Genomic DNA, 25,253 nt, shown 5'->3' on the forward strand with positions numbered 1-25,253 from the left:
TCCTCTAGAAACTGAAAACGAGCGGTGCGGGGCAGGAGAATTTCAAGAACGGCGCATGGAACGGAGCGCAGGCCGGGCCCTGCGGGCCGTGCCGATCTGCTCGGCGAGTGCGGCGACGGTCGGCGCCTCGAAGACCGCCCGGATCGACAGCTCCACGTCCAGAGCCGTACGGATACGACTGGTCAGCCGGGTCACGAGCAGTGAATGCCCGCCCAATTCAAAGAAGTTGTCGTCGATGGTGACGGAATCCACGCCGAGCGTCTCGGCGAAGACACCCGCCAGGATCTCCTCACGAGGCGTACGCGGAGCCCGCCCGGCATCGCCGGCACCGACGATGCTCGGTGCGGGCAGCACCCTGCGGTCGATCTTCCCGTTCGGAGTCATCGGCCAGCGGTCAAGGACGACGAACGCGGCCGGAACCATATAGCCGGGCAGGCCCGCCGCAAGGTGGGCACGGAGGTCAGCGGGCTTGGGGGCGGAACCGTCAGCGGTGACGTAACCCACCAACTGGTCACCGGTAGAACCATTCTGATGAACCATCACCAGGGCGTCCGCGACGCCCGCAGCCTCGGTCAGCGCGGCCTCGATCTCACCGAGCTCGATACGGAAACCCCGGATCTTGACCTGATTGTCCGTACGGCCCAGATACTCCAGCGTGCCGTCCACACCCCGGCGCACCAGGTCACCCGTCCGGTACAACCGGCCGCCGGGAGGACCGAACGGATCCGCGACGAACCGCTCCGCCGTCAGCCCCGGACGCCCCAGATAACCCCGCGCCAGACCAGGACCGGCAACATACAACTCACCCGCCACCCCCACCGGCACCGGACGCAACCCACCGTCCAGCACATACAACCGCCCGTTCACCACCGGGCCGCCGATCGGCGGAGTCCCCTCCCCGCCCAACGGCCCACTCATCGCGGCAACGACCGTCGCCTCGGTCGGACCGTACGAATTGATCATCCGATGACGACGCGACCACCGAGCCGCCAGCTCAGCACCGATCTTGTCCGCACCCGTGGCCAACGTCCGCAAATACGGCAGCTCGACCTCCGGCAGAGTGGCCAGCGCGGCCGGCAGCATCAGCGTATGACTGATCCGCTCCTCCACCAGAACCCGCGCCAACTCCTCACCCACCAACTGCTGCTTCCCGTCCGGCACCACCAGCGCAGCACCATTCGTCAGCGCCATCACCGCCTCCAGCACCGACGCATCAAAACTCGGCGAAGCAAGCTGCAACACCCGACTGCCCTGATCCAGCAGATACCGCTCCGCCACACTCACCGACAGATCACCCAACCCACGGTGCGTCACCACCACACCCTTCGGACGACCCGTGGAACCAGAGGTGTAAATGACATACGCAGGGTGGTCCAGCTCCAGTGGAGCGAGCCGCTCCGCGTCGCTGACCGGCCCGTCCGCGAGGTCCCGGGTGGCGTCATGGTCGTCCAGCAGTACCTGCGGGCACGAGGTGGCGGGCAGCTCCACACCTGAAGTGGTGAGGACGCAGGCCGGGGCGGCATCCGCCAGCATGTACGCGATCCGGTCCGCCGGATGAGCGGGATCGACCGGAAGGTAAGCGCCGCCGGCCTTCTGCACCGCGAGCGCCGCCACGACCATGTCGGCGGACTTCGGCAGGACCAGCGCCACCACCCGCTCGGGACCGACACCACCTTCGATCAGCAACCGGGCCAACCGGTTCGCACGCTGATCCAACTCCCGATACGAGAACGTACGCCCACCGTGCACCAACGCCGGAGCCTCCGGCGCAGCCACCACCCACGCCTCAACAAGCTCAGGCATCGTACGAACCGCACCACCCCGAGCCGTGTCGTTCCAACCCGAGAGCAACAACTCCCGCTCCCGGTCGGTCAGGATCTCCAGCTGGCCGACACGCGCGTCCGAATCGGCGACCACGGCTTCCAACAGCCGTACCAGCCGGTCCGCCAGCGCCTGCGCCGTCCCGTGCTCGAACAGGTCGGTGGCGTACTGCACCATGCCGCCGATGCCCGCCGGGGCACCCTGCGACGTGAGCCGTTCGCGCAGGGTGAAGGTGAGATCGACCTTGGCCACCCCGGTGTCCAGGTCACTGATGGACACCTCCAGACCCGGCATCGCAAACCCGCCCTCATCAGCGCTCTGCAACGACAACATGGTCTGGAACAACGGACCGTGGGACAACGACCGGGCCGGATTCACCGCCTCGACAACCCGCTCAAACGGAACGTCCTGATGGGCATACGCCCCCAGATCCGTCTCCCGCACCCGGCCAAGCAGCTCACGGAACGTCGGATCCCCCGACACATCCGTACGCAACACCAACGTATTGATGAAGAACCCGACCAGATCGTCCAGCGCCTCGTCGGAGCGCCCCGCCACCGCCGTACCGATCGGAATGTCCGTACCCGCACCCAGCCGCGACAGCAACGTCGCGAGCCCGGCCTGCAGCACCATGAACACCGTCACGTTGCTCGCCCGCGCCAACTCCACGACGCGGCTGTGCAGTTCCGTATCCAGCTCGAACCGTGCGACGCCGCCGGAGTAGCTGGCGACGGCCGGCCGGGGGCGGTCCAGCGGCAGCTCCAGCAACTCCGGAGCGCCACTGAATTCCTTGTGCCAGAAGGCCAGCTGCTCGGAGACCAGACTGCCCGAATCGCCTTCGTCGCCCAGCACCTCACGCTGCCACAGCGCATAGTCGGCGTACTGCACCGGCAACGCTTCCCAGACCGGCGCCAGCCCACCCACACGGGCGGCATAGGCGGCGGACAGGTCCCGCGCCAGCGGACCCAGCGACCAGCCGTCGCTGGCTATGTGGTGCACCAGGACCAGCAGGACGTGCTCACGCTCGGACACCCGGAAGAGAGTGAGCCGGAGCGGAACCCCGGCCGCCAGATCGAACCCGAAAGCCGCCGCATCCGCCAGCGCCGACTCCAGCCGACCCGGCTCCTCCAGCTCCACCAACTCAACGGCAGCAGAGGCCTGTTCACCGTCGAGCACCACCTGGAACGGCTCACCCGACTCCTCCACGAACCGGGTACGCAGCACCTCGTGCCGCCCCACCACATCGACCAACGCCGCCTCCAGAGCGGTGCGGTCCAGCTCGCCGGACAGCCGCAGAGAGGTCGCGATGTTGTAGGTCGGGCTGGGTCCCTCCACCTTGTGCTGGAACCAGAGCCTCTGCTGCGAACCGGAGAGCGGCAGACGCTCGGGGCGTTCGCCCGCCACCAGGGACGGGCGGGCCGCACCCGCGTCGGCCAGGCGTGCGGCGAGTTCGGCGACGGTCGGCGCCTCGAACACCGCCCGGATCGGCAGCTCCGCGTCCAGAGCGGTGCGGATACGGCTGGTCAGCCGGGTCACCAACAGCGAATGCCCGCCCAGCGCGAAGAAGTTGTCGTCCACGCCCACCCGCGGCAGGCCCAGGATCTCCGCGAAGGCGCCGCACAGGATCTCCTCGTACGCGGTGCGCGGCCCACGGTCCGAACCGCCTGCCGCGGCACCGTAGTCGGGCGTGGGCAGCGCCTTGCGGTCCAGCTTGCGGTTGGCCGTCAGCGGGAGGTCGTCGAGCAGTACGAAGACCGCGGGCACCATGTAGTCGGGCAGTTGCCCGGCCGCGTAGCGGCGCAGCTCGGCGGAGTCCGGGTGCTGCCCCGGCGCGGGGACCGCGTAGCCGACCAGCCGCTTGTCGCCGGGCTGGTCCTCGCGGACGATCACGGCGACCTGGGCCAGCTTCGGGTGCGCCCCGATGACGCCCTCGATCTCTCCCAGTTCGATGCGGAAGCCGCGCAGCTTGATCTGGTCGTCGACGCGCGCGATGAACTCCATCTGGCCGTCCGCCCGCCACCTGGCCAGGTCGCCCGAGCGGTACATCCGGCTGCCTGCCGGGCCGTAGGGGTTGGCGACGAAGCGGCCCGACGTCAGGTCCGGGCGTCGGTGGTAGCCGCGGGTCACCAGGTCACCGGCGATGTACACCTCGCCGGTGCTGCCGGTGGGCACCGGGCGCAGCTGGGCGTCCAGCACGAACATCTGGGTGTTCCAGATCGGCCGGCCGATGGTGACCACGCCCGCCGGGACACTCTCGCCTGGCTCGATGCGGTACTCCGAGCAGCCGACGGTGGTCTCCGTCGGGCCGTACTCGTTGATGACGGTCGCACCGGGGTGGCGGCTGCGCCACTCGTCCAGGACCTCGCCCATCAGCGACTCGCCGCCGAGCACCAGCTGCTCCGCCGGCGAGAACTGCGCGGGCAGTTCGATGAGCAGCGGCAGGTGGCTCGGGGTGGCCTTGACGAAGGTGGGCCGCTGCCTTCCCTCCGCCGCGCGGGCCTGGCCGTTCAGCTCGACGAGTTCGAGGCAGCCGCCTGAGGTCAGCGGCGCGAACAGGCCGGTGGCGGTGAGGTCGAAGGCGACCGGCGAGTGGACCAGGGCCCGTCCGGCCACACCCGGGTACGCCGTGCGGGTCCAGCTGAGGTAGGCGTCCAGCGAGCGGTGTTGCACGGTGACGCCCTTGGGGCGGCCGGTGGAGCCCGAGGTGAAGATGACGAAGACGGCGTTGTCCGCGAGCAGCGGTGCGATGCGGTCGGCGTCGGTGAGGTCCGAGCCGTCCTGGCCGGTCAGCATCGCGGCGACCTCGGGTCCTTCCAGGCGCAGCGACGGGCAGGGCGCGGCGACGTGGTCGAGTACGCCCTGGGCCGTGACGACCAGTACGGGCGCCACGTCCTCCAGCATGAAGCCCAGTCGGTCCGCGGGGTAGGACGGGTCCAGCGGCAGGTAGGCGCCACCGGCCTTGACGATGGCCAGCAGGGTCACCACCAGGTCCACCGAGCGGGGCAACGCCACCGCGACGTAGGACTCCGGGCCGACGCCTCGCTCCACCAGGAGCCGGGCCAGCCGGTTGGCGCGCTCGTTGAGTTCGGCGTAGGTCAGGCTGACGTCCTCGTGCACGACGGCGGGAGCACCGGGCACGCGTCGTGCCTGCTCCTCGATGAGGACGGGCAGGGTCTTCCCCGAGACCTCGTGCGGACGGCCCTGCCACTCCTCCAGCGCCTGCCGCCGCTCCTTCTCCGTCAGGATCTCCAACTGGCCGATGGAAACGTCCGGTTGGGCTGCGCACTCGGCCAGCAGCCGCACCAGCCGGGCGGTCAGCGCGTCGACGGTGGCCTTGTCGAACAGGTCGGTGGAGTACTCCAGCATGCCGTCGATGCCCGCGGGGGTGCCGTCCTGGGCCGTCTTCTCCTTCGTGTGGAAGGAGAGGTCGAACTGCGCGATCCCCTTGTGGACGTCCTGCGCCGCAGCCTCCAGGCCGGGCAACACCATGCTGTCCTCAGGGGTGTTCTGCGAGGTCAGCATGGTCTGGAAGAGGGGGGCGTGGGAGAGCGACCGGGCCGGATTCACCGCCTCGACGACCCGCTCGAACGGAATGTCCTGATGGGCGTACGCCCCCAGATCCGTCTCCCGCACCCGGGCAAGCAGCTCACGGAACGTCGGATCCCCCGACACGTCCGTACGCAGCACCAGAGTATTGATGAAGAACCCGACCAGATCGTCCAGCGCCTCGTCGGAGCGCCCCGCCACCGCCGTGCCGATCGGAATGTCCGTGCCCGCACCCAGCCGCGACAGCAGCGCCGCGAGCCCGGCCTGCAGCACCATGAACACCGTGACATCGCACGCACGGGCCAACTCCACCATCCGCGCGTGGAGTTCAGCATCCAGTACGAAGTGCTCGGTGGCGCCGCGATAGCTGGCGACGGCCGGCCGAGGACGGTCCAGCGGCAGCTCCAACAGCTCCGGAGCACCGCTGAGTTCCTTGTGCCAGAAGGCCAGCTGCTCGGAGACCAGGCTGCCCGAATCGCCTTCGTCGCCCAGCACCTCGCGCTGCCACAGCGCGTAGTCGGCGTACTGCACCGGCAGCGCTTCCCAGACCGGCGCCAGCCCACCCACGCGGGCGGCATAGGCGGCGGACAGGTCCCGGGTGAGCGGGCCGCGGGACCAGCCGTCGGTGATGATGTGGTGCAGCAGGACGAGCAGGACGTGCTCGCCTCCGCCGACTCCGTACAGGACCACCTTCAGCGGTACTCCTGCGGTGAGGTCGAAGCCGTGCCCGGCCTCCGCGAACAGCGCCTTCTCAAGCTGCTCGGATCCGTCCAGCTCCGTGAACTCCACTGCGGGGACGGCCTGTTCGGCGTCCAGGATCACCTGGTGGGGTTCGCCGTCGTGGTCGGCGAAGCAGGTGCGCAGCGCCTCGTGCCGCGCCACCACGTCGCCCAGCGCCGCCTCCAGCGCGGTGCGGTCCAGCTCGCCGGTCAGACGCACGGCGATCGGGATGTTGTAGGTGGGGCTGGGCCCCTCCAGCTGGTGGAGGAACCACAGGCGCTGCTGGGCGAGGGAGAGCGGGATCCTGGCCGGACGCTGCGCCGGTGCCAGCGCGGTACGTGCCGTTCCGGCGCCCGCCAGGAGCGCCGCGAGCCCGGCGACTGTCGGTGCCTTGAACACCGCGCTCATCGGCAGCTCGGCGTCCAGGGTCGCGCGGATCCGGCTGGTCAGCCGGTTGGCCAGCAGGGAATGGCCGCCCAGCTCGAAGAAGTTGTCATCGACGCCGACCGACTCCAGGCCCAGTACCTCGGCGGTCAGCCGGCACAGGATCTCCTCGGTCGGAGTGCTCGGGCTGCTGCCGGCACCGGTGCTGTACTCCGGTGCGGGCAGGGCCTTGCGGTCCACCTTCGCGTTCGGCGTCAGCGGCCACTCGTCGATCACGACGAAGGCCGACGGAACCATGTACCAGGGCACCGTCTCCTCGGCGTGCGCCCGCAGCGTCGCGGCGTCCGGCTCGGCCGCGCCCTCGGCGGTGCTCACGTAGGCCACGATCCGCTGGTCGCCGGGGCGGTCCTCGCGGACCAGCACCACCGCGCGGGAGACCTGCTCGTGCCGGGTCAGCACGGCCTCGATCTCACCCGGTTCGACCCGGAAGCCGCGGACCTTGACCTGGTGGTCGGCGCGGCCGCGGAACACCAGCTGCCCGTCCTCGGTCCAGTGGGCCAGGTCACCGGAGCGGTACATCCGGCCGCCCGGCGCCCCGAACGGGTCGGCGACGAACCGCTCGCTGGACAGGCCGGGCTGCTTGAAGTAGCCGCGGGCGAGCCCGGGGCCCGCGATGTAGAGCTCGCCGGTGACGCCAGGCGCCACCGGGCGCAGCAGGTCGTCCAGGACGTAGCCGCGCATGTTGTCCATCAGGCGGCCCAGCGGCAGCACGCCGTCCGGGGTCGGCACGCCGGGCGGCAGCCGGAACTGCGCCATGTTGACGGTGATCTCGGAGGGGCCGTAGACGTTGATGACGGTGGCCTGCGGGTGGCGGCGGCGCCACTCGTCCAGCGCGGCACCCAGCAGCGCCTCGCCGCCGAGCATCAGCTCACCGGTGGGCGAGTAGCCGTCCGGGAGGAGGTTGAGCATCGGCAGATGGCTCGGGGTGGCCTTCATGAAGGTGCAGGAGACGGTGTCGGCGTACGCGTCCTCCTCCAACGCGGCGGCCAGCACCCGCCCGCCGGACACCAGCGGCCCCCACAGCTCCGAGACGGTCATGTCGAAGGAGACCGGCGAGTGCCAGAGCGAGGTGCCGCCCGGCCCCATGCTCGGGTAGTCCTTGCGGGCCCAGGCCAGATAGTCGGCCAGCGCCCGCTGCTCGATCACCACGGCCTTGGGCGTCCCGGTGGAACCGGAGGTGTAGGTGACGTACGCCGGGTTGGCCGTCCGCAGCGGCTCGGTGCGCTCGGCGTCGGTCAGGTCGGTGTCCGACAGACCGCGCAGCGCTTCGTCCACCGCCGGGTCGTCCAGCAGTACGAGGCGGTCGGCGAGCCCTTCCGCGGCGGGGGAACCGGCGGCGGAGAGCAGGCAGGTGGGGTCGGAGTGGGCGAGCATGTACGCGATGCGCTCGGCCGGGTAGTCGACGTCCACCGGCAGATAGGCGGCACCGGTCTTGGTCACTGCCACCAGCGACACGATCTGCTCCAGCGAGCGCGGCATCAGCACACCGACGACCTGCTCCGGCCCGGCCCCGCGCGCCACCAGCAGCCGGGCCAGCCGGTTGGCCCGCTGGTTCAGCTCGCGGTAACTGAGCGTCCGGTCGCGGAAGGTCGCCGCGGGGGCGTCGGGAGTACGGCGCGCCTGGGCCTCGAAGAGCTCGGCCAGCGTCGAGCCGGGCGCGGGGCACAGCCGCCCCTGCCACCGCGCCGGAACACCCGCGAACAGCTCCTCCCCGGCACCGGACTCCACCGCACCGGCAGTCTGCGAACCGCTCATCTTCCGAAACTCCTCGTGGCCCGACGAAGGGCGTGTGCTCTCGACTTGGCGACGTGTGTGAGGCCGTCCGACTCGGGCAAACACGCATGACACTCGTGAACCAACGGTATGCACGGCCGATTTCGCTGCGTTATTGAAGCAATTTCGCAGGTGGGCGAAGGCTTGGCGGCCGATAACGGACGCTGGACCGCCGCGCTGTGGGCACCGCCCGGGAGGGCACGTCCCCTTGTCGCACCATGACGTGGTCCGAGTTGTGCCAGGCTCTGCCGGAGCTGGTGGCGGGTGAGGGCATTGCCAGCCCCCGTCGGCCCTGTGAGACGGGACGGCTCGTCACCTGCGACACATGTGAGCCGACTCACGGGAACCCGGAACGGCCTGCGGACAAGACGAAGCGTGGACTATTCATTGCACGCCCGAATACGGGCCGGAGATCCAGAGGCGTTCCGGGAGCTGTTCCGCGACCACGCCCCCCTGGTGCACCGCCACGCGGTACGCGTCAGCGGTGACTGGGGACTGGCGGAGGACGTCGTGTCCCTGGTCTTCCTGGAGGTGTGGCGGCTGCGCGCCACCTTGCGCGACGAAGGGGAGAGCCCCCGGCCCTGGTTGATGGGCATCGCGGTGAACGTGCTGCGCAACACCACCCGCACCGCCCGCCGCCACCGCGCCGCACTCAACCGACTGCCCGCCAAGGACACCGTGCCCGACTTCGCCGACGAGCTGGTCGGCCGGATGGCGGACGCCGAACAACTCACCGCAGCGCGAAGGGCGTTGAGCCGCCTCAGACGCGCCGACCGCGAGGTGTTCACCCTGTGCGTGTGGTCCGGCCTCGGCTACGCGGAAGCCGCCGCCGCACTCGGCATCCCCGTCGGCACCGTGCGCTCCCGCCTCTCCCGCGCCCGCACCCGGCTGCGCAAGCTGGCCGCCGAAGAACTGGGCGCACACAGGGAACCCCACCCCCGCCCCGGACAAGTACAGGACGGCCGCACTTCCGCGGCCCGGTCGCACGAGCCGAACAAGGAGAGGTCCCGATGATCCGCAAGAAGTGGCGGACCGAAGTGCCCCCGGATCGAGCGGAGTTGGCCCGGCTGCTGCCGCCGCCGGGAGACCCGCACCTGTCGCTCGACCGCACCCGCCTGCTTGAGGAACACCTGTTGAACGAGATCCAGCACCACTCCCCCGCCCCCTCCGCCGCCCCGTCCCGCCCGGTACGCCGAGCCCTGTTCATCACCGTCCCGGTCGCCGCCGCCCTGACCGCGGCCGCCGTGCTCCTCACGGTGCCCGGCGCCAACGACCCGGCCTCCCCGGCCCCCGTCGCAGCCCCGACGGTCCGCATCGAGAACGGCAGCACCGCCCAACTCGCCTCGACCGTACGGCAGATGAGCGCAGCCGCCGCCGCACGCGCCACACCCGAACCGAAGCCCGGCCAGTTCGTCTACGTCAAGCGCCAGGTCTCCTACCTCTCCATGTCCCACAACGCCGACACCAGCGAGTCGAGGACCTGGGTCCAGCCCCTGCACACCCGCGAGGTCTGGAAGTCCCCCGACGACAAGCAGGGCTGGCTCGACGAGCCCGGCTACCAGCCGGAAGGCGGCATCACGCTGGACCGAGACGCCCCCGAAGCCAACCCGCAGGGCGGCCAGGACATCCCCGGTCAAGCACCCGACCGCTCGTACCACTGGGTGAAGGCCCTGCCCACCAACCCCGCGGCCCTGCTGAAGAAGATCTACGCGGAGGTGGCTCCGAGCGGAGGCGACCAGCACCAGCGGGCGTTCGACGAGATCGAATCGATCATCGGCGAACAGATCGTCCCCGCACGCACCGCTGCCGCCCTCTACCAGGCCGCGGCACGCATCCCCGGCGTCGTCCTGGTCGCCCATTCCCAGGACGCGGCGGGCCGGTCCGGCATCGCCCTGGCCCGCGTGGACGAACGGGCCGGGGAGCGCGCCGAGCTGGTCTTCGACCGCACCACGTACGCCTACCTCGGCAGCCGCGGCGTCCAGGTGCGGGAGGTCGACGGAATCAAGCCCGGCACCGTCACCGAACGCACCGCGGTCCTGGAACGCGCCGTCGTCGACCAGAAGAAGGACCGCCCCGACACCCGGGGCACCGCCTGACCTCCGCGCAGATGAGCACGCGCAAGCCAGCCGACGCACCTCGGCGACCGACCGCCGCATCCCCCGCCGGCCGACCCCACCGAGACGACAACCGGCCGGATCCCATGACGGGCTCCGGCCGGTTCCGCGAGCGAGCGGAGAATCCCGCAGCTCAGTCGTCCTTCTTCACCGGCTCCAGGATCGCTACGCACTCCACGTGATGCGTCATCGGGAAGATGTCGGCCTGAGCGCATCACAGAAAAGCCCAGGTCAGACACCATTTCTCAGCTCGCCGTACTGCGTGTGGGTACCTGAAGCGTCACAGCCGACAGTCGGTGAACAGGCTGCCGAAGCCAGCTCTCCCAGCGGGTCAGCCTCCACAAACTCCTGACGCCAGCTCACGTCATGCCCCGCACCGTATGTCCGACCGACATCATGGAGCCATGCCTGCCAGCCGCGAGCTGGTCAAGCACGGGCTCGCCGGGACCGGGGCCTCCCAAGAAGAACTGCCCGCCCTCGGTACAGAGCGGGCCCTGGAAGGGCACTCGTCACCATCGCGGCAGAGCTCGGAACGGCCGCCACCCTGGGGAGACGGTGCGGGAGCGACAACGACCTGCCCACTCCCGCAAGGCGGGCAGGCGCCAGACCAAGAAGCGGGCCCTCGCTCCTCCCCTGGAAGCAGGCAAGGCGAAGCAACCCTAATCGGGACCAGATATCGTTCGTCGATCCCGACGAGTGCTCCCCGGGCTGGTACAAGGTCAGCCGTCCTTCGGCAGGCTCGCGTACGAGAAGGAGCACCGAACCCGGCCATCGGCCGCAGGGACGAGGCGCACCTGCTCGGCGGGCATCTGGAGCGCCGCGCCCGCCAGCCCGTCCCACAGTGACACCGTTCCTCCGGCCGCCCCGAACGAGAGGTACGGCCGCTCGGGACGTAGCACGCCACCTCGGCTGCCGAGTTTCGCCGCGGGGACCGTCGGCTCGACGCACGTCCACTCCGGCGTCACCCCGAAGTACGAAGGCGGATCCGTCTTCCGAACTGCGGCCGTGCGGAAGTCCTTCACCGCTTCTCCCGCCGAGTCCAGCGCCCCCAGCGCGCACATCGCCACCACCGTCACCTGGGTGAGGACGTACAGCGGGACGCCGAGCCGTTCGACAGGGCTGACGAACGGGGCGTGCACATGCTTCGCGATCCCCCACAGAGCCGGGACGAACAGGGCGTAGCTGAGCAAGCTCGACAGCTTCATCGCCGATGCGGCCTGCCAGATCCCCGAAACGTCGAGGTCATCGGGTGTCAGCCCGAGACTGTCCGCGTACAGCGCGTGCAGCACCGATCCAGATGCCACCACGTACGACACGACAGCCGTGAACACGAGCGGCGCCGCCCAGGCTAGCCATTCGCCCCACGTCCACTGGCGGACCAGCAGCCAGATCCCTCCCACCGTCGCCGTGATGGCAAAGAGCGACAGCATCTCCACCGGGGTCCAGCCTCTGTCGTCCTCCATGCCCGCGCCGAGCGCGACGACAAGGAAGTAGACGGACACCACACCGGCCATGAAAAGGCTCGCTATGCGACCGCCGGCCGCGAACATGCCATACGCCGATCGGGCTCCTCCGGCAAAGCACAACACCGCTGCACCGGCCCACACCCACATCCGTACATCGCTGTGGTGCCGGGCAACCACGGCGCAGAAGGTCATGGCGAGCAACCAGGCCACAAGGCGGAACGTTCGACGCCGACTGTCTTCGTCGCGACGCGGCACGATGTGCCTTCGCTCCCGGCCGTAGAGCGGCCGTACGTCGATGACAGCCCTCGGAGCGGAACCGCCGGGCAAGTCCATGCGGGAGAGCCGGCGGGCTTCCGACGCCGTACCCGTGACCACCATGCCCGTGTCGTGGTAGCCACGCCTCTCCGAGGTTCGCGCACGCACCAGCACCGCCGCGTTGCGCAATGCCTCCATCGACGTCCGCGGCCTGGGGACGGGTGCGCGCGGTGGTCTATGGGCCACCGTATGCGCCCGCCAGCCGGTCAGCTGCTCCCGGTCCCGGTCCACCAGCTCGCAACGCCGGGCGTACATCTCCAACCCGGCCGTCCGTGCCAGCCGCTCCACCCGCCAAGTGGCCGCCCGCTCGGTGCGCCGGTTGCGGGCCCCGAAGAACCGCACCTCGACGGAGTACAACCGTGCCGGGTCGGCCTCGCTCAGCACACCCCGCGACGCGCCCTCACCACGGGCGAACGCGGTCACGACCGGCCAGCCCTTATGGTCGAACACCCGCTCCGCCTCATCCCAGTCGCGCTGCTCCCCCCGTACCTCGACGAGCACCAGCACACGCTGGTCGTAACGAATCCCCGGCATCAGCTCCCCCTCTCACCGGGCTCCGAAGGTACAGCGGCCTACGAAGTGACGGTCATGGTGGAAGAAAGCCACTCCTACGAGGGAACGGACGAAAGGACATCTCACCGGAGGACAGCGGCAGCCACCACGCACCCCAGCCGAAGGATCAACTGTCCTTGTACGGTCGATATCTGGCCGCAAGCGTCTAACGGCTGAGGTACCGCGCAGCGCCCGGCATCAGCAGCTACGGCAGCCAGCGCGCCGCCTGCTCCCGGGTGACCTTGGCCGCGTCGACCCACCAAAGCTCGGCCGCTTTGTCCCACTGGGCTCTGAGCAGGCGCTTCGCCTCGTTCTTCTGCGCAAACGGGACCTTGAGGTACAGGCGGCCGTTGCGGATCAGCCCCGGGGACACCTTGTCGGTCTCCTCCGCTCGCTGGGCCGGCACGTCGGGCGCCGGAGCAGCCTGCTCGGCCGGGCGCCACGGCCCCCGCGCCGGGCGTTCCATGCGGGTGCGCTCCATCAGCCGCCGTACGCGGTCGCAGGAGGCCGGGTCGGTGTAGCGCATCATCAAATCCGTCGGCCCGATGTTCGCGAGCAGGTTCTTCGAACCGTGCCAGAGGACCGAGCCATCGAGGATGAGAACCTTCTCGTGCATGCGGTCGCGGAACTCGACCCGGCAACCGACAGCCTCCAGTTGCTGCACGAGTTCCCGGTGCCGTGCCACACGGGACGGTTCCTGCTGCTCCTCCGGAGGGCGGGTGAAGACAGTTACCTGGATTCCGGCAGCCGTCCTCGGCCCGAGCATCCGGGCCCACCGGCGGACCGGAGTCGCGTCCATGAACGCCGAGTACAGCTCGATGCTGTGCCGGGCGCGTTCCACGTCCCACTCCACGGCGCTCAGGACCTCACTGTGCTCGAAGAACGCGGGCCGTGCCAGCTCCTCCTCCGACAGAACGGCAAGCTGGTCCGCATCCCGGATGGGGATCAACTGATCGGCGGAGATGGTCTGCGCGTGCCCTTCCAAATGGTCGATCATCGCCAGTGCCTCGCTGTGCGGGGCCAGGTGCTTGCGCAGGAAGGCGACGTCCGCCACGACGACCAAGTGGTCCTGGGCCCGGCTGAGAGCGACGTTGAGAAGGCGGCAGGTCTGCGAGGACAGTCCCGTTCCGCTGTAGAAGAAGCCGGGGTCCTTGCCGGCGCCCGCCACTGTGTCGAGGAGCACGACGGGGCGCTGGCTGCCCTGGAACCGGTGGACGGTGTCGACCAGACCGTCGTAATCATCTCCGAATCGGTGGGCCAGGCTGCTCTTGAGGGCCTTGACCTGCTCCCGGTACGGCGAGATGACTGCGAGCCGGTCGGTCGCCCGTTCTCCTTCGGGAACCTCCTGCCACTTGCGGCCGGGGAGGACTCCCTCGAACTGGAGCCCTCGGACCAGTTCGTGGATGACGGCGGCATGGACGGCGTTCGTCATGTGGGGCTTGCGACCGCCGCCGGTGATCCGACGGCCGGATGTGTCGATCAGGATCACCGGGGAGTCGATGAGCGGAGCGAACGGCAGGCGGCTCGTTTCGCCCCGCCCGGTCCTGAGCGGTGCGTCGGGGTACGCCACCTCGTTGACGACCGCGCAGATCGGTTCCCTCATCCGATACTGAGTGTCGAGCGCCACCAGCCGAGGGTCCTGGCCCACCCGACCGGAGGGGTCGACCAGACCGGCGGCGTGGAAAGCGTCTCGTGCTGTCCATTCGCGGGAGTGGGCCCGCTCCTCCTCGCTCGCCTCCCGGTCGCTGTCGCCCTTGGTCACGGCGGGCAGCTGCCGGAAGTCGCCCGCCACGATCACGCGCTTGCGAGCGAGACCGGCGGCGAACCATGCCGAGGGCAGGTTGACCATTCCGGCCTCGTCAATCACCACGACATCGATCTCGTCGAGCAGCTTCCTCGACTGGACGGCCTTGGCCACGGTCGCTCCGAGCACCCGGCAGTGGGACCGGACCTCGTCCTGGATGCGCTTGCGTTTCTGCCCGAGCTCGTCGATGAGCTTCTGGAGTACGACGGCGGACTCGACGACGGTCGGCCGGGGCGGTATCCCCACGACGGCGGCGTGGGCCCCGGAAAGCATGCGGCGAGCTTCGGCCGCCTGCTTCTCGCCCGCCTTGTGGCGACGGGATGCGCGCGCGACGGCCTCCCTGGCCTGTGCCGCGCGGTCCTCTTCGGCCGCCAAGGCCGTCCAGAGGTCACTCAGTTTCGCCGCTCTGCGCTCCGCACGGAATCCGGTCGGGGGTCCCACTTTCTCCATCTTCGAACGCAGTTGTACGGCCAGGGTGTCCGCGGTCGCCACCGTCAGAGCCGCCGCAGCCTGCTCGCGACCGGCCTCGGCCATCTCCGCCGTGGCGGTGGCCAGGTCCGAATCCAGGTCCCGGACGCGGTCGTGCAGGGCTATCGCCGCTCTCGCGCCCTTGAGTTGGTCGCTAGCCGTGCCGATTTGCCGGTCGATACTCTCCACGAGCAGCGCGGCGATACGGGCAGGGTCGACCTGGTCGCCGTAGCGGTTGCGCAGCGACGGCAGGACGATGTTCCCGGCCCGCTGGACGATTCCCTCGGCGAAGCCCTCCTCGTGCTCCAGCAGGGAGCACATCCGCTCCAGCGCCTGGTCCACTGCGACATTCGTGGGGGCGAGGAAGAGGACTCTGAGCCCTTGGCGGAAACTGCCTTCGACGATGTGGCCGACGACATCCGTCTTGCCGGTGCCGGGCGGCCCCCACAGGAAGAGCACATCGCTGGCGAGGGCCTGTGCGACGGCGTCACGCTGACGCCGGTTCAGCTGGAGTCCCGCCCAGTTCGCCACCCATCGCCCCGGGTTCTCGGCACGGCCGGTACGGGGGTTGCCTCGCCCGACCAGCCAGCCGGCGCGCCCAGGATCGACGGGACTGTCCTGCCCGCCGGCCGTCTCCAGGCGTTCGGCCAGGGCGGCCCAGCCGGCCGCGTCGTCCTTGCGGATCTGGACGTTCGCGGGCGCGGTTCCGAGATCGGCTCTCGTCACGAGCCGTACGGTCCCGTCCGGAGCACGGGATGCCTCGGCCGGGTCCCATGCTTTCCGGGAACGTGATGGCCGGACAAGGACGGGGACACCGTCCAGGCTGTCCTGCCAAGTGCGGCACTCGAAGAGATACTCGCGTGTCTCCCCGGAGTGCGCGAGAAGCCGCCCCTTGGAGAGGGCAACCTTCACGGCCCCCTCGGCGTCGCTCCGGTGTTCCGCGAGGATCTCGGCGCGCACGGCCGTCAGAAACTCCTCAACGGGATACGGATGCCCCGTCTCGGTCATGTATACCGCTCCCCTAGCTTGCCCCCACAGGTCCGAAGACTGTACGTGAGTGTGCCGCCGCTGAGCGGGGCACTCGGCGGCACTGGCCAGTCACTGGCTGGAATCATTCGCGGACCGTCATTGCCAGGAGCGATGTCGGCAGCTCCGTATGCCGTTGACGCAGCTCACCAACATGGTGTGAATTAGGGGAGAGCGTCGCGAGGCCCACTCCGGCCGCCGCGCAGTTGCGGGGCCGTCCAATCAGTACCTCACGACGACGAACGTGCTCACCGGCGAGGGCCCCGTCGGGCGTTGGAGAGGTGTCTAGAGCATCCCGAGACCGGGATGCTCCGCGGTCCCTTTCCCGCGGATCAGGACTCCCTTCCACAGGGCCGAGGCCAGCTGGGAGAAGCACCTGGAGCGGGTTCCGGGGTTTCACCCCGTATCGGCCTCAGGCGAGGGCGTACGAGCGGCTGAGCGCGCTCCACGGCCCGCCCTGCCGACGCTGGTCACGACGGGCACGGGTTCCAGGAAGACCGAGTCGTTCCTCGTCCCGGCGCTCGACCACTGCCACGCCGTGAGGGGGCCCTGGACCGGCGCGGGTCAAGGCCGTTCTGCTGTATCCGATGAACGTGCTCGCCTCAGTCCGGGCTGGCCACACCGTCTCGTAAGTGCGACTCCCAATGCTCTCGGCAGCAACCGGACCTTGGTCAACACCAGGGACAGCCCCGAGGCCATTCCCCTCTGGTCGGGGGGCTGGCCATAAGGACGCTCATCCCCAGTGTTCCTCCTGGTAACGCAGGAGGTCGTCGCCGTGGAGTTGCTTGGTGGCGTTGCCGACCCGGACCCAGAAGTCGGTGGCGCCGTTGCCGCCCTTGGCGGGCTTGGCGAAGACCGGCTTACCTGCCGCGGCAACGCTGATCTGACAGACGACGTTGCCGGAAATTTCCGGGAAGCGTACGCGGACGGTGGTCGCTGTCGGGGTCGAAAGGCTACTGTCGAGGAGTTGGCGTACGAAGAGCTCGTACCCGTCGACGCTGGCCTGCGACTCCAGGGTGGTGAGGTCGTCCTCGATGCCGAGGACAGTCCCGTCGTCGGCGACGCCGATGTACAGGTTTCCGCCCTCACCGTTCAGGAAGCCGCAGACGGCCTTGACGATGTTGTGCCGTAGGGACTTGTCGGCCTGCCGGGTGTGCACGTTCCAGCGGGCGCTGGCCTTGAACTCGGCGCCTTGGGACTCCCCGGCGGCGATCATGTCGGCCGGGGTGGTGGGGACGTGCGCAGGGCGTTCCCCCGTGAGGGTTTCGAACGCTTCCCGCACGACCTTGGCGATGAGGTGACGCCGCCGTTCCAGGAACGTGAAGTAGTCGAGCTGTTCCCAGCCGACCGGCAGCGCGTGCCACCGCACCTGCCGCTCGAGCACCTCCGGGACCATCGCATCCGTGATTCTCGGCCAGTAGTCATGTGGTGCGTCGGTGTTGGACAGCTCGTCTGCTGGCCACGTCACGTACGCCATGTTGGCGATGGCATTGACTTGGCGCCGGTCAGTAATACCCAGCCTGGCGAGCACCTTGCGGTGGAACAGATTGTCCCGGTCGACAGCCTTGACGGGTTTGACTGAGGGGTCCAGCAGATCACGGATTCGTTGGTCGCCGAGGAGCATTTCTGCGTCGAGGATGTTGAGCGCCGCCTGGTAGGCGAACAGCACCGGTGAACGCGATGAGGATGTGTCCAACCGGTTCGGCAGGGAGATGTCCCAGTAGTCGCCGGTGAAGTTCGCTGCGATGATCCGGTCGAGTTCCGCAGTGAAGGCTCGGCCGTCACCTGGCGATAGACTGCCGATGCGTCCCAGGTCGAACTCCATTTGCGACTCAGGCGAGTTGGAGTACCGGCCGGTGGTGTGCGCCATGAAGAACCACCGTCCGATCACAGGACGGAGTTCCTCAGCCGTCAGCCCGAAGTCGTGGCGTCCGATCAGCCAGATCGTGTAGCTGTACAGCAGGGCGTTGTCGGAGGTGATCATCTTGCGGCTGCGGAATCCGGCCGCCCTGACGCACTGGAAGAACTCGTGCCAGCTGGTCAGGTCCAGGACCTTCGTGTGTGCTTGGGCAAGCCGGTCGAACTGCTCCTGCCGTCGAGCGGCGGTGACCTTTCCCGTTCCGAGGTCCTTTCCCCGGAGGACGCTGTAGACGTGCTGCAGCCGGGCGCGCCGGAAGGCGACAGCGACGGCTACGCGCAGCAGTTGGTCCGGGCTGGGGTCCAGAAAGGCGTTGCGAGGGCTCGGATCGGGGAGTCCTGCGATCACCGCGCCGCGGCTGAAGTCTTCGAGCTGGCGGCGACCCTTCTCCCAATGCACTGACATCAGGGTGAGGATGAAGTCGGACTGGTTGAGCTTCACACCTTCGGAGTTGATACGCACGAAGATGTCGGCGACCTGCTCCTCGTCAGCCGAAGCACCCAGCTCCACAACCTGGAAGCGGAACTCGTGCAGGTCCCGGACCCCGTCTATGCGCTCTTCGAGCTCATCCTTGGCAGCGTCCAACAACGGCTGCCCGCTGGCTTCTTCGAGCCGTTGGAAGAACCGCCGAACGGTGGGCTTATAACCGCCTTGGGCCCAGAGCGCGGTGATGTCCGGAATGAAGTGGGCGTCACGCTCGATCGCCGCGTCCGTGACCTCGAACGTCTGATCCTCCGGATGGAACGCGATGCGGACGTTAATCTCGTCGAAAGACTTAGTGACGATCTTGCGCCCGGTGAGGACAGCGAACAGGGCGGTGAGCCTCTGCTGCCCGTCAACGACCAACAGCTGGGGGGCTCGATCAACGGCTTCCGCTCCGATCTGCCGCGTCCCCACCTCAGCGCCGGTCTCCCAGAACATCAGGGTGCCGATCGGGTAGCCCCGATACATCGAATCGAAGAGATCGCGGGTCTTCGCCGCGGACCAGACGAACGGGCGTTGAATGTCGGGGAGTCCGATACGGCCGCCTTCGATGTTCTCGATCAGGTGCCGAAGTGTGTAACCAGTGTCGCGATACAACGTGGATGGCACAGCCGAGGGCTCCTAACGTCCGAGGGCAACTGGCCGGCGGAAGCGGTCAGAGCGTGGGAACAGCATCAGATTTCTACCACGTGGACACGCCACACCGCTGGGTCAATGGCACTTGCCACAAGAAGGGTTGGACGGTGCTGGGACCCAACCAGGTCGAATCTCGAACGCCATGAGGATGGGCCTCATCGGGGACATCGCCGTGCGTCACCGGGTTTCGAAGAGGGGTCCTCGCGCAGCACACTTCGCGCGGACTGTGTTACTGAATCGACGAACGCATCAACAAGCGCCTCGCTGGACACCGGTCAATGACCATGCACGATGCGGACTGATGCGCACATAACGGTGATGGATCCGGAAGTTCAGAGTGATCCATCACCCTCCGAGCATGGTGTATGTCATGCCGCTGAGCGCACGAGAGTTGAAACGCATCGATACAGACCGGCGTACCAAGCGATCCTTCACCAGACGGTCGCAATTGCAACCTTTCCGGTTGGCCGAACGCCCCAGGTCACCTTGCTGGCTACCTCTCGTCCACCGATACGACCAACCCTTGCGTCAGCGCTTTCAGAAGAAGTGACGGTGCTCGACGACAACCACCGCCGAACCTGATTCGATGCCAGACTCGACGAAAGCCTCGCACGGCAAAGAAGGTGCGACATGGCATCCTGCCTTCAGGGACGGGCGGCCTCCTCTCCCGACTGTCCGCCAGCTACCGTGCGATCTGCCCGGCCACCAGGAGGCGACGTCCTTCAGAACGAGCAGCAATGGCGCGACTTTTCGGCCACCCGCGCGACGGGTCCAGCGGAGCGGCCACACGGCAATCCCGCAACACCCTGATGCACTTCAATTCCGGCCTGGAGCCGAGCGGAACACCTCCGGAAGCCCTCAGAGCCGTCCCGCTCCCACCGCGGGTCAACGCCCCTTCGCTCCCAGCGACCGAAGGAAACGGCTGGGCTCACCGTTCCACGAGAGGGCAAGCGCGTCCCGGGCTCTGGTGGCTGCGACGAACAGCAGAGAACGTGCCCTCTGAAGTTCGCGCCTGTACCGCAGCCGGTCCGTGCGCTCCCAGGCGTCCACAGCCGAACGCGGGACCAACCCTTCCGAAACGCCGGCAACGGCCATGCATCGGAATTCCAGCCCCTTGAAGCGATACATGGTGCCGACGTGCACTCCCTCGGCTTCCCGCCCGCTGTCACCGGTGATCTTCGTGGCGACGATGCCCCTTCTTCCGAGTCGGGCCACCACGTCGTCGGCCATGCTGTTCGTCGGCACGCAGACCGCGACCGATTCGCGCGGGACGTCATGCCACTCGCGCACCTGCTCCACTACGAGATCGAGTTCCTCGTCCCAGCTGGCCGAGCCTCGAAGGGACGGGCGCCCGCCGTGCAGCACCGACCGGTACCCGGCGAGGTCGTCCGTACTGCCGTCGAGGTCGTCGAAGTCCGCGCCTTCGAGGATCCCGATCGAGGCCGCAAGAATCTCGCGCGTGGTGCGGTAACTGAGCGTTAGCTTGGCCGCACGCCCACGAATGTTGACGCCCAGGCTGCCCAGGGTCACTTGGTTGTCGTAGATCCTTTGATGAGTGTCGCCCACGAGAAAGAGGTCATCACGTTCCTGCGGGACCATGGCCCGCAGCATCTTCCAATGTGCGGCCCCGAGGTCCTGGGCTTCGTCCACCACCACGTGTCGGTAGCGGTAGCGCAGCCAGGCACCGGTGCCTGACTCCGCGTGGATGTTGCCCGGCCCGCCCCTCTCTTCCTCCTGACGACGGCGTTCCTCGATCTCGTTCCGGCGCGACATCTCCAACTGGGCTGCGCGTTCGGCCACTTGTCGGTGCGTCTCCAGCTTCCTGACATCGAGACGCTGGGTGAACCGCTCTGTGAGTTGCCAAATCTCAGCACGGTCGGCACGGTTGAGACTGCGTCCCCTGCCCGCCCTCCTGGCCCGGAAGTAGTCGCTCCGGGAGGTGACCGCCTGTCCGAGAATCACCTGGTTCCACTCGTCACTGAGGAATTCCGCGTCCCAGCGGGTCTCCCCCAACTCCACAAGCAGTTGGCGCCACTCACGCAGCACTGTTGCGTCATCGATCCTGCGCCGTTCGTTGCCCGGGTCAGCCTCACTGACCACACGGGTCGCCAGCTGGTCGACGTGCAGGATGTCAACGCGCGCGAGCAGCTCGGTGCCACCGAGCGAAAGTAGCCGGGTACGGAGGTCCGCTGCCAGATTCTTGTTGAAGGTAGTGAGCAGCACCGGTTTGTTGTGGCCGGGCGGCAACTGCTCCACGAGGTGTTTCACCCGGTGCAGGGCGACGATGGTCTTTCCCGTCCCCGGCCCGCCCCCACCCGTGCCGGGCCGGAGTAACCACGCCTGACGAGCTTCTCCTGGGTGGGGTGCAGGAAGACCTTCCATCGGCCGAAGTCCCCGACGTGGCTCCTCGCCCACAATCGCCCGACGGAGTTCCGCATCAGTCACACCCAAGGCGCAGAACCGTTTCAACTCACCCCTAGTGTTTGCAAGTTGGAGACATCGGGGCACTGTGTACAGGGATGGTCGCTGTGTGTACGCATCGCCGTGGGGGTGGGCGCAATTGCGGAGAACTCAGGGCGCGAGCAGGGCGGACAGCGCATCGATTGCGGCGTTGGTGGCCCGCTTCGGGCGGGACGTCAGGGCCAAGTTACAGGGCCCAGGAGGATCGTCCAGCGGGAAGGAGGAAAGCCTGACCGCGCCCGTGGAACAGCTGCTGCACGACATGGCCGCACGTCAGCGTGTCACGCTGACGGCTCACGGACAGAACGCGATCAAGGAACTCCGCGTGCGACCGGACTTCGCCATCAGTGTCGGTGGGCGCGTCATCGGCCACGTCGAGTTGAAGCAGCCCGGCAAGGGGGCCGACCCCACGCAGTGGTCGGTTCGGAGCCACGACGGCCGTCAGTGGGAAAAGTTCAAGGCACTCCACAATCTCCTGTACACCGACGGACATGACTGGGCCCTGTACCGGTTCGGGGTTCGAGTAGGAACGACCGCGCACCTCACGGGAGACCTCCTCGAAGGCCACCGACAGCTGGCCCCTGCCGACGGCAAGTTCGAACGTGTTGTGTCGGCCTTCCTCTCTCCTCCCCCTGTGGCCATCGGCAGCGTCGGGGAGCTGGTGAAGCGTATCGCCGGCCACTGCGCCCTCCTGCGGGACGAGGTCACGGAGCGTCTGGGCCGAGAGGAGCGGGGCGAAGCCAAGGAAGCCTTCTCCGTCCTGGCCGGCAACTGGAAGGACCTGCTGTTCCCCGATGCCCGCCCCCACGAGTTCGCCGACCACTACAGCCAGACGCTGACATTCGCGATCCTGCTCGCCCGTCTGGAGGGGATCGATCTGGAGCATCTCCCCCTGCGCGAGGTGGCGGAGAAGCTCGGCAAACGACACTCCCTCATGGGCAAGGCCTTGGCCGTGCTCACCGACGAGGCACTCGACGATCTCCACGGCACCATTGGCGCATTGACCGCCGTCGTATCCGGTGTCGATCCGGAGTTGTTCAAAGACGGCACCGGCGACGCATACCTCCATCTGTACGAAGGGTTTCTCAGCGCCTACGATCCACAACTTCGCCAGGAGACCGGCACCTACTACACCCCCAACGAAGCTGTGCGCTTCATGGTCCGGTTTACCGATGAGGTGCTGCGCGACCGTCTCCGCCTGGACGAAGGATTCGGAAGCCAAGACGTCACCGTGGTCGACCCCGCCATGGGAACCGGGACGTTCCTCATCAACATCGTCGACCACGTTGCCAAAGACCTGGCGCTGAAGCACGGGGAGGCTCTCAAGAGCGGGCTCCTCCGCGAGCTTTCAGGGCGCCTCATCGGGCTGGAGAAGCAGACCGGCCCGTACGCGGTAGCCGAGCTCCGTGTGCATCACGCCTTCAAGGCTCACCAGACCGACATCACGGGTCATCCACCGCGGTTGCTGGTGGCCGACACCCTGGACGATCCGGCTGTCGAGCACCATCTGGGTCTCATGTACGAAGCGATCGCCCGACACCGACGCCTTGCGAACGAAGTCAAGGCCGAGGAGAAGGTCATGGTCGTCATCGGAAATCCCCCGTACCTTCGCGGTGCCAAACAGTCGGGCACCGGACGATGGGTCACTGAGGGAAATCCCAACAACCGGGGGCCGATCCTGGCGCGCTTCCATCCCGAGGACAACGGACGTATCGGATACGCGCTGGACAACCTCTACGTCTACTTCTGGGCATGGTCCACCTGGAAGGTCTTCGACCAAGTGACGGCCTCCGGAGCACCTGATGCTCCCAGTGGGATCGTCGCCCTCATCACCAACTCCGGCTTCCTGGACAGCAAGGGCGCGGCAGGCATGCGGCATTACCTGCGCGAGTCGGCCGACGAAGGCTGGATCATCGGGCTCTCTCCGGAAGGCGCGTACTCCGACACTCGCACCCGTGTGTTCCAGGCGGTGAAACGAGAGGTGTGCATCGCTGTCTTCGTCCGCAGAGGTCCGCCGGACCTGGAACGACCGGCGCGCGTATGGCGACTCGACGCGCCTGCGGGATTCAGGGAGGAGAAGTTCGGCTGGCTCAACGGGCTAGGCATCGCCGGGCATCTGAACGGAACGCAGTGGCGCCCCTGTGGGTCCGGATGGACTGCGCCCTTCCAGGCTGTTGACGCGGCCGAGTGGGCGGCGATGCCGCCGGTGGATGCCTTGTTGCCTTGGACGAGTTCCGGCAACAAGAACAACCGCAGTTGGCCAGTGTCGCCCAGTCCGGACGTTCTGCGCGAGCGCTGGCGAACACTCGTACTGGCCCCGCCGTCGACCAAGGCAAACTTGCTAAAGAGCACTCGGGACCGTCACCCGGACAAGCCTGAACGGCCCTTACCGGGCTTCGAATGGCGAGACGCTCTTGCGGAGGAGTCGGATCAGACGCCGATCCTGGCTCCGTACGGACGGATGACCTTCGACAGGCAATGGATCATCGCGGACCGACGGGTGATCGATTTTCCACGGCCAGCTTTGTGGTTCGCTCACAGCGACCATCAGGTCTACCTCTCCGAGCTGCACACAGAGTCGGGGCGGTCAGGTCCGGCAGTGACCTTCACCGCTCTCATCCCTGACATGCATCATTTCAAGGGCACAGAAGGAGGCCGGGTCGTACCGCTCTACCGTCATCCGAAGCTGGCAGACGCGAATGTGACGCCGGGGCTTCTCAGGGCGCTGTCGCAGATCCACGGTGTGGAAGTGTCCGCAGAAGAGCTCTTCGCCTACATCGCGGGCATAGCCGGGCACAGCGGCTACACCCGTCGATTCGCGGAGCACCTGGTATCGCGGGGCACCCACATTCCGCTGACACGCGACCCCTGCCTATGGGCGAAGGTGGCCGAAATCGGTCGGCGAACGGTGTGGATACACACGTACGGGCAACGCTTCGCGTCACCGCAGCATGGCCGCCCGTCCGGACGGAGCCCACGCCTTCCCCCATCGGAACAGCCCGTCTGCACCGTCGCGATCGGCGAGGGAGACAGCGGGATACCCGAAAGCATTTCCTACGACGCCGAAACCCGCACTCTCATGATCGGTGCCGGTTCCATTGCGCCCGTAACCCCAGAGGTTTGGGACTACCGAATCGGCGGCGTCCAGGTGATTCGCAAGTGGTTTGGCTTCCGAAAACGCAAACCCGATGTCGAATGGCAGTCCCCGTTGAACGAAATCCTCCCGTCTGCATGGCCTGTGCGGTGGACCATCGACCTACTGGACCTCATCAACGCTCTTGCACTTCTGGTTGCGCTCGAACCGGAACAGAACCGTCTCCTCGAAGTAGTGCACGCAGGTTCGCTGATCACCACGGACGATCTACGGGAGCTCGGCGTCCTGCCAGTACCGCCCTACGCGGCGAAGGAGCCCAAGGCGCCGCGCTCGCATCGTCCCGCGCCGGGGACCAGTCAAGGAACCTTCGACTTCCCAAGCTGAATCGCCGCAGACCAGGGGGGATGCACTTCAGCACGCCAAAACTCGACGCCACGCATACACGACGCCACGGTCACCGTTAGGCGCCCTGACGACAAAGCCGGCATCTCCGCTTTCCAAGCGCAGGCCGTGGAATGGGCTGCCGATCCGATTCGCATCGAAGGCCCCCGCCCCAAGAGGTCTGGAGGCACAGGCCGTAACACTACTGAGCGTTACGACCTGCGCTTCCGGC

General features: G+C 67.8%; 7 protein-coding genes and 1 pseudogene. 3 read left to right on the plus strand and 5 right to left on the minus strand.

Translation table 11 applies throughout. The features are described 5' to 3' along the window. Positions 1 to 42: 42 nt before the first annotated feature. Positions 43 to 8,286, minus strand: a complete 8,244-nt coding sequence (locus ACH4SP_RS37875; RefSeq protein ID WP_398422196.1) for an amino acid adenylation domain-containing protein — start codon at positions 8,284 to 8,286, stop codon at positions 43 to 45. Between the two features lie 393 nt (positions 8,287 to 8,679). Between ACH4SP_RS37875 and ACH4SP_RS37880 the strand changes: the two genes are divergently transcribed. Then, positions 8,680 to 9,318 (plus strand): RNA polymerase sigma factor, encoded by a 639-nt coding sequence (locus tag ACH4SP_RS37880; RefSeq protein ID WP_398422198.1) that lies wholly within the window; start codon positions 8,680 to 8,682, stop codon positions 9,316 to 9,318. Continuing rightward, positions 9,315 to 10,400, plus strand: coding sequence for a CU044_5270 family protein (locus ACH4SP_RS37885; RefSeq protein ID WP_398422200.1), 1,086 nt, complete (start codon positions 9,315 to 9,317; stop codon positions 10,398 to 10,400). Before ACH4SP_RS37880 ends, ACH4SP_RS37885 begins: the two co-directional genes overlap by 4 nt. A gap of 737 nt (positions 10,401 to 11,137) precedes the next feature. On the opposite strand, the gene ACH4SP_RS37890 is transcribed toward ACH4SP_RS37885, so the two are convergent. From ACH4SP_RS37890 to ACH4SP_RS37905, 4 genes and pseudogenes are all read right to left on the minus strand, one after another. Further along, positions 11,138 to 12,733, minus strand: coding sequence for an NnrS multi-domain protein (locus ACH4SP_RS37890; RefSeq protein ID WP_398422202.1), 1,596 nt, complete (start codon positions 12,731 to 12,733; stop codon positions 11,138 to 11,140). Between the two features lie 223 nt (positions 12,734 to 12,956). Beyond that, positions 12,957 to 15,749: an AAA domain-containing protein gene (locus ACH4SP_RS37895; RefSeq protein WP_398422204.1), complete on the minus strand. Its 2,793-nt coding sequence runs from the start codon at positions 15,747 to 15,749 to the stop codon at positions 12,957 to 12,959. A 1,033-nt stretch (positions 15,750 to 16,782) separates the two neighbouring features. Continuing rightward, positions 16,783 to 19,059, minus strand: a complete 2,277-nt coding sequence (locus ACH4SP_RS37900; RefSeq protein ID WP_398422206.1) for a DUF262 domain-containing protein — start codon at positions 19,057 to 19,059, stop codon at positions 16,783 to 16,785. A 912-nt stretch (positions 19,060 to 19,971) separates the two neighbouring features. After that, positions 19,972 to 21,482 (minus strand): annotated as a pseudogene (locus ACH4SP_RS37905) (UvrD-helicase domain-containing protein); the annotation flags it as partial. Positions 21,483 to 21,787: 305 nt separating this feature from the next. On the opposite strand from ACH4SP_RS37905, the gene ACH4SP_RS37910 reads away from it, so the two are divergent. Further along, a complete protein-coding gene (locus ACH4SP_RS37910; RefSeq protein WP_398422207.1) occupies positions 21,788 to 25,024 on the plus strand; it encodes a type ISP restriction/modification enzyme in 3,237 nt (1,078 codons plus the stop codon). The last annotated feature ends 229 nt before the right edge of the window (positions 25,025 to 25,253 follow it).

This window comes from Streptomyces sp. NPDC021093, from assembly GCF_044333135.1.
GTDB lineage: Bacteria > Actinomycetota > Actinomycetes > Streptomycetales > Streptomycetaceae > Streptomyces.

Excerpts from the sequence above, each read along its gene's own strand:
- ACH4SP_RS37875 (WP_398422196.1), bottom strand. The coding sequence starts at position 8,286 with ATGAGCGGTTCGCAGACTGCCGGTGCGGTGGAGTCCGGTGCCGGGGAG.
- ACH4SP_RS37885 (WP_398422200.1), top strand. The coding sequence starts at position 9,315 with ATGATCCGCAAGAAGTGGCGGACCGAAGTGCCCCCGGATCGAGCGGAG.
- ACH4SP_RS37890 (WP_398422202.1), bottom strand. The coding sequence starts at position 12,733 with ATGCCGGGGATTCGTTACGACCAGCGTGTGCTGGTGCTCGTCGAGGTA.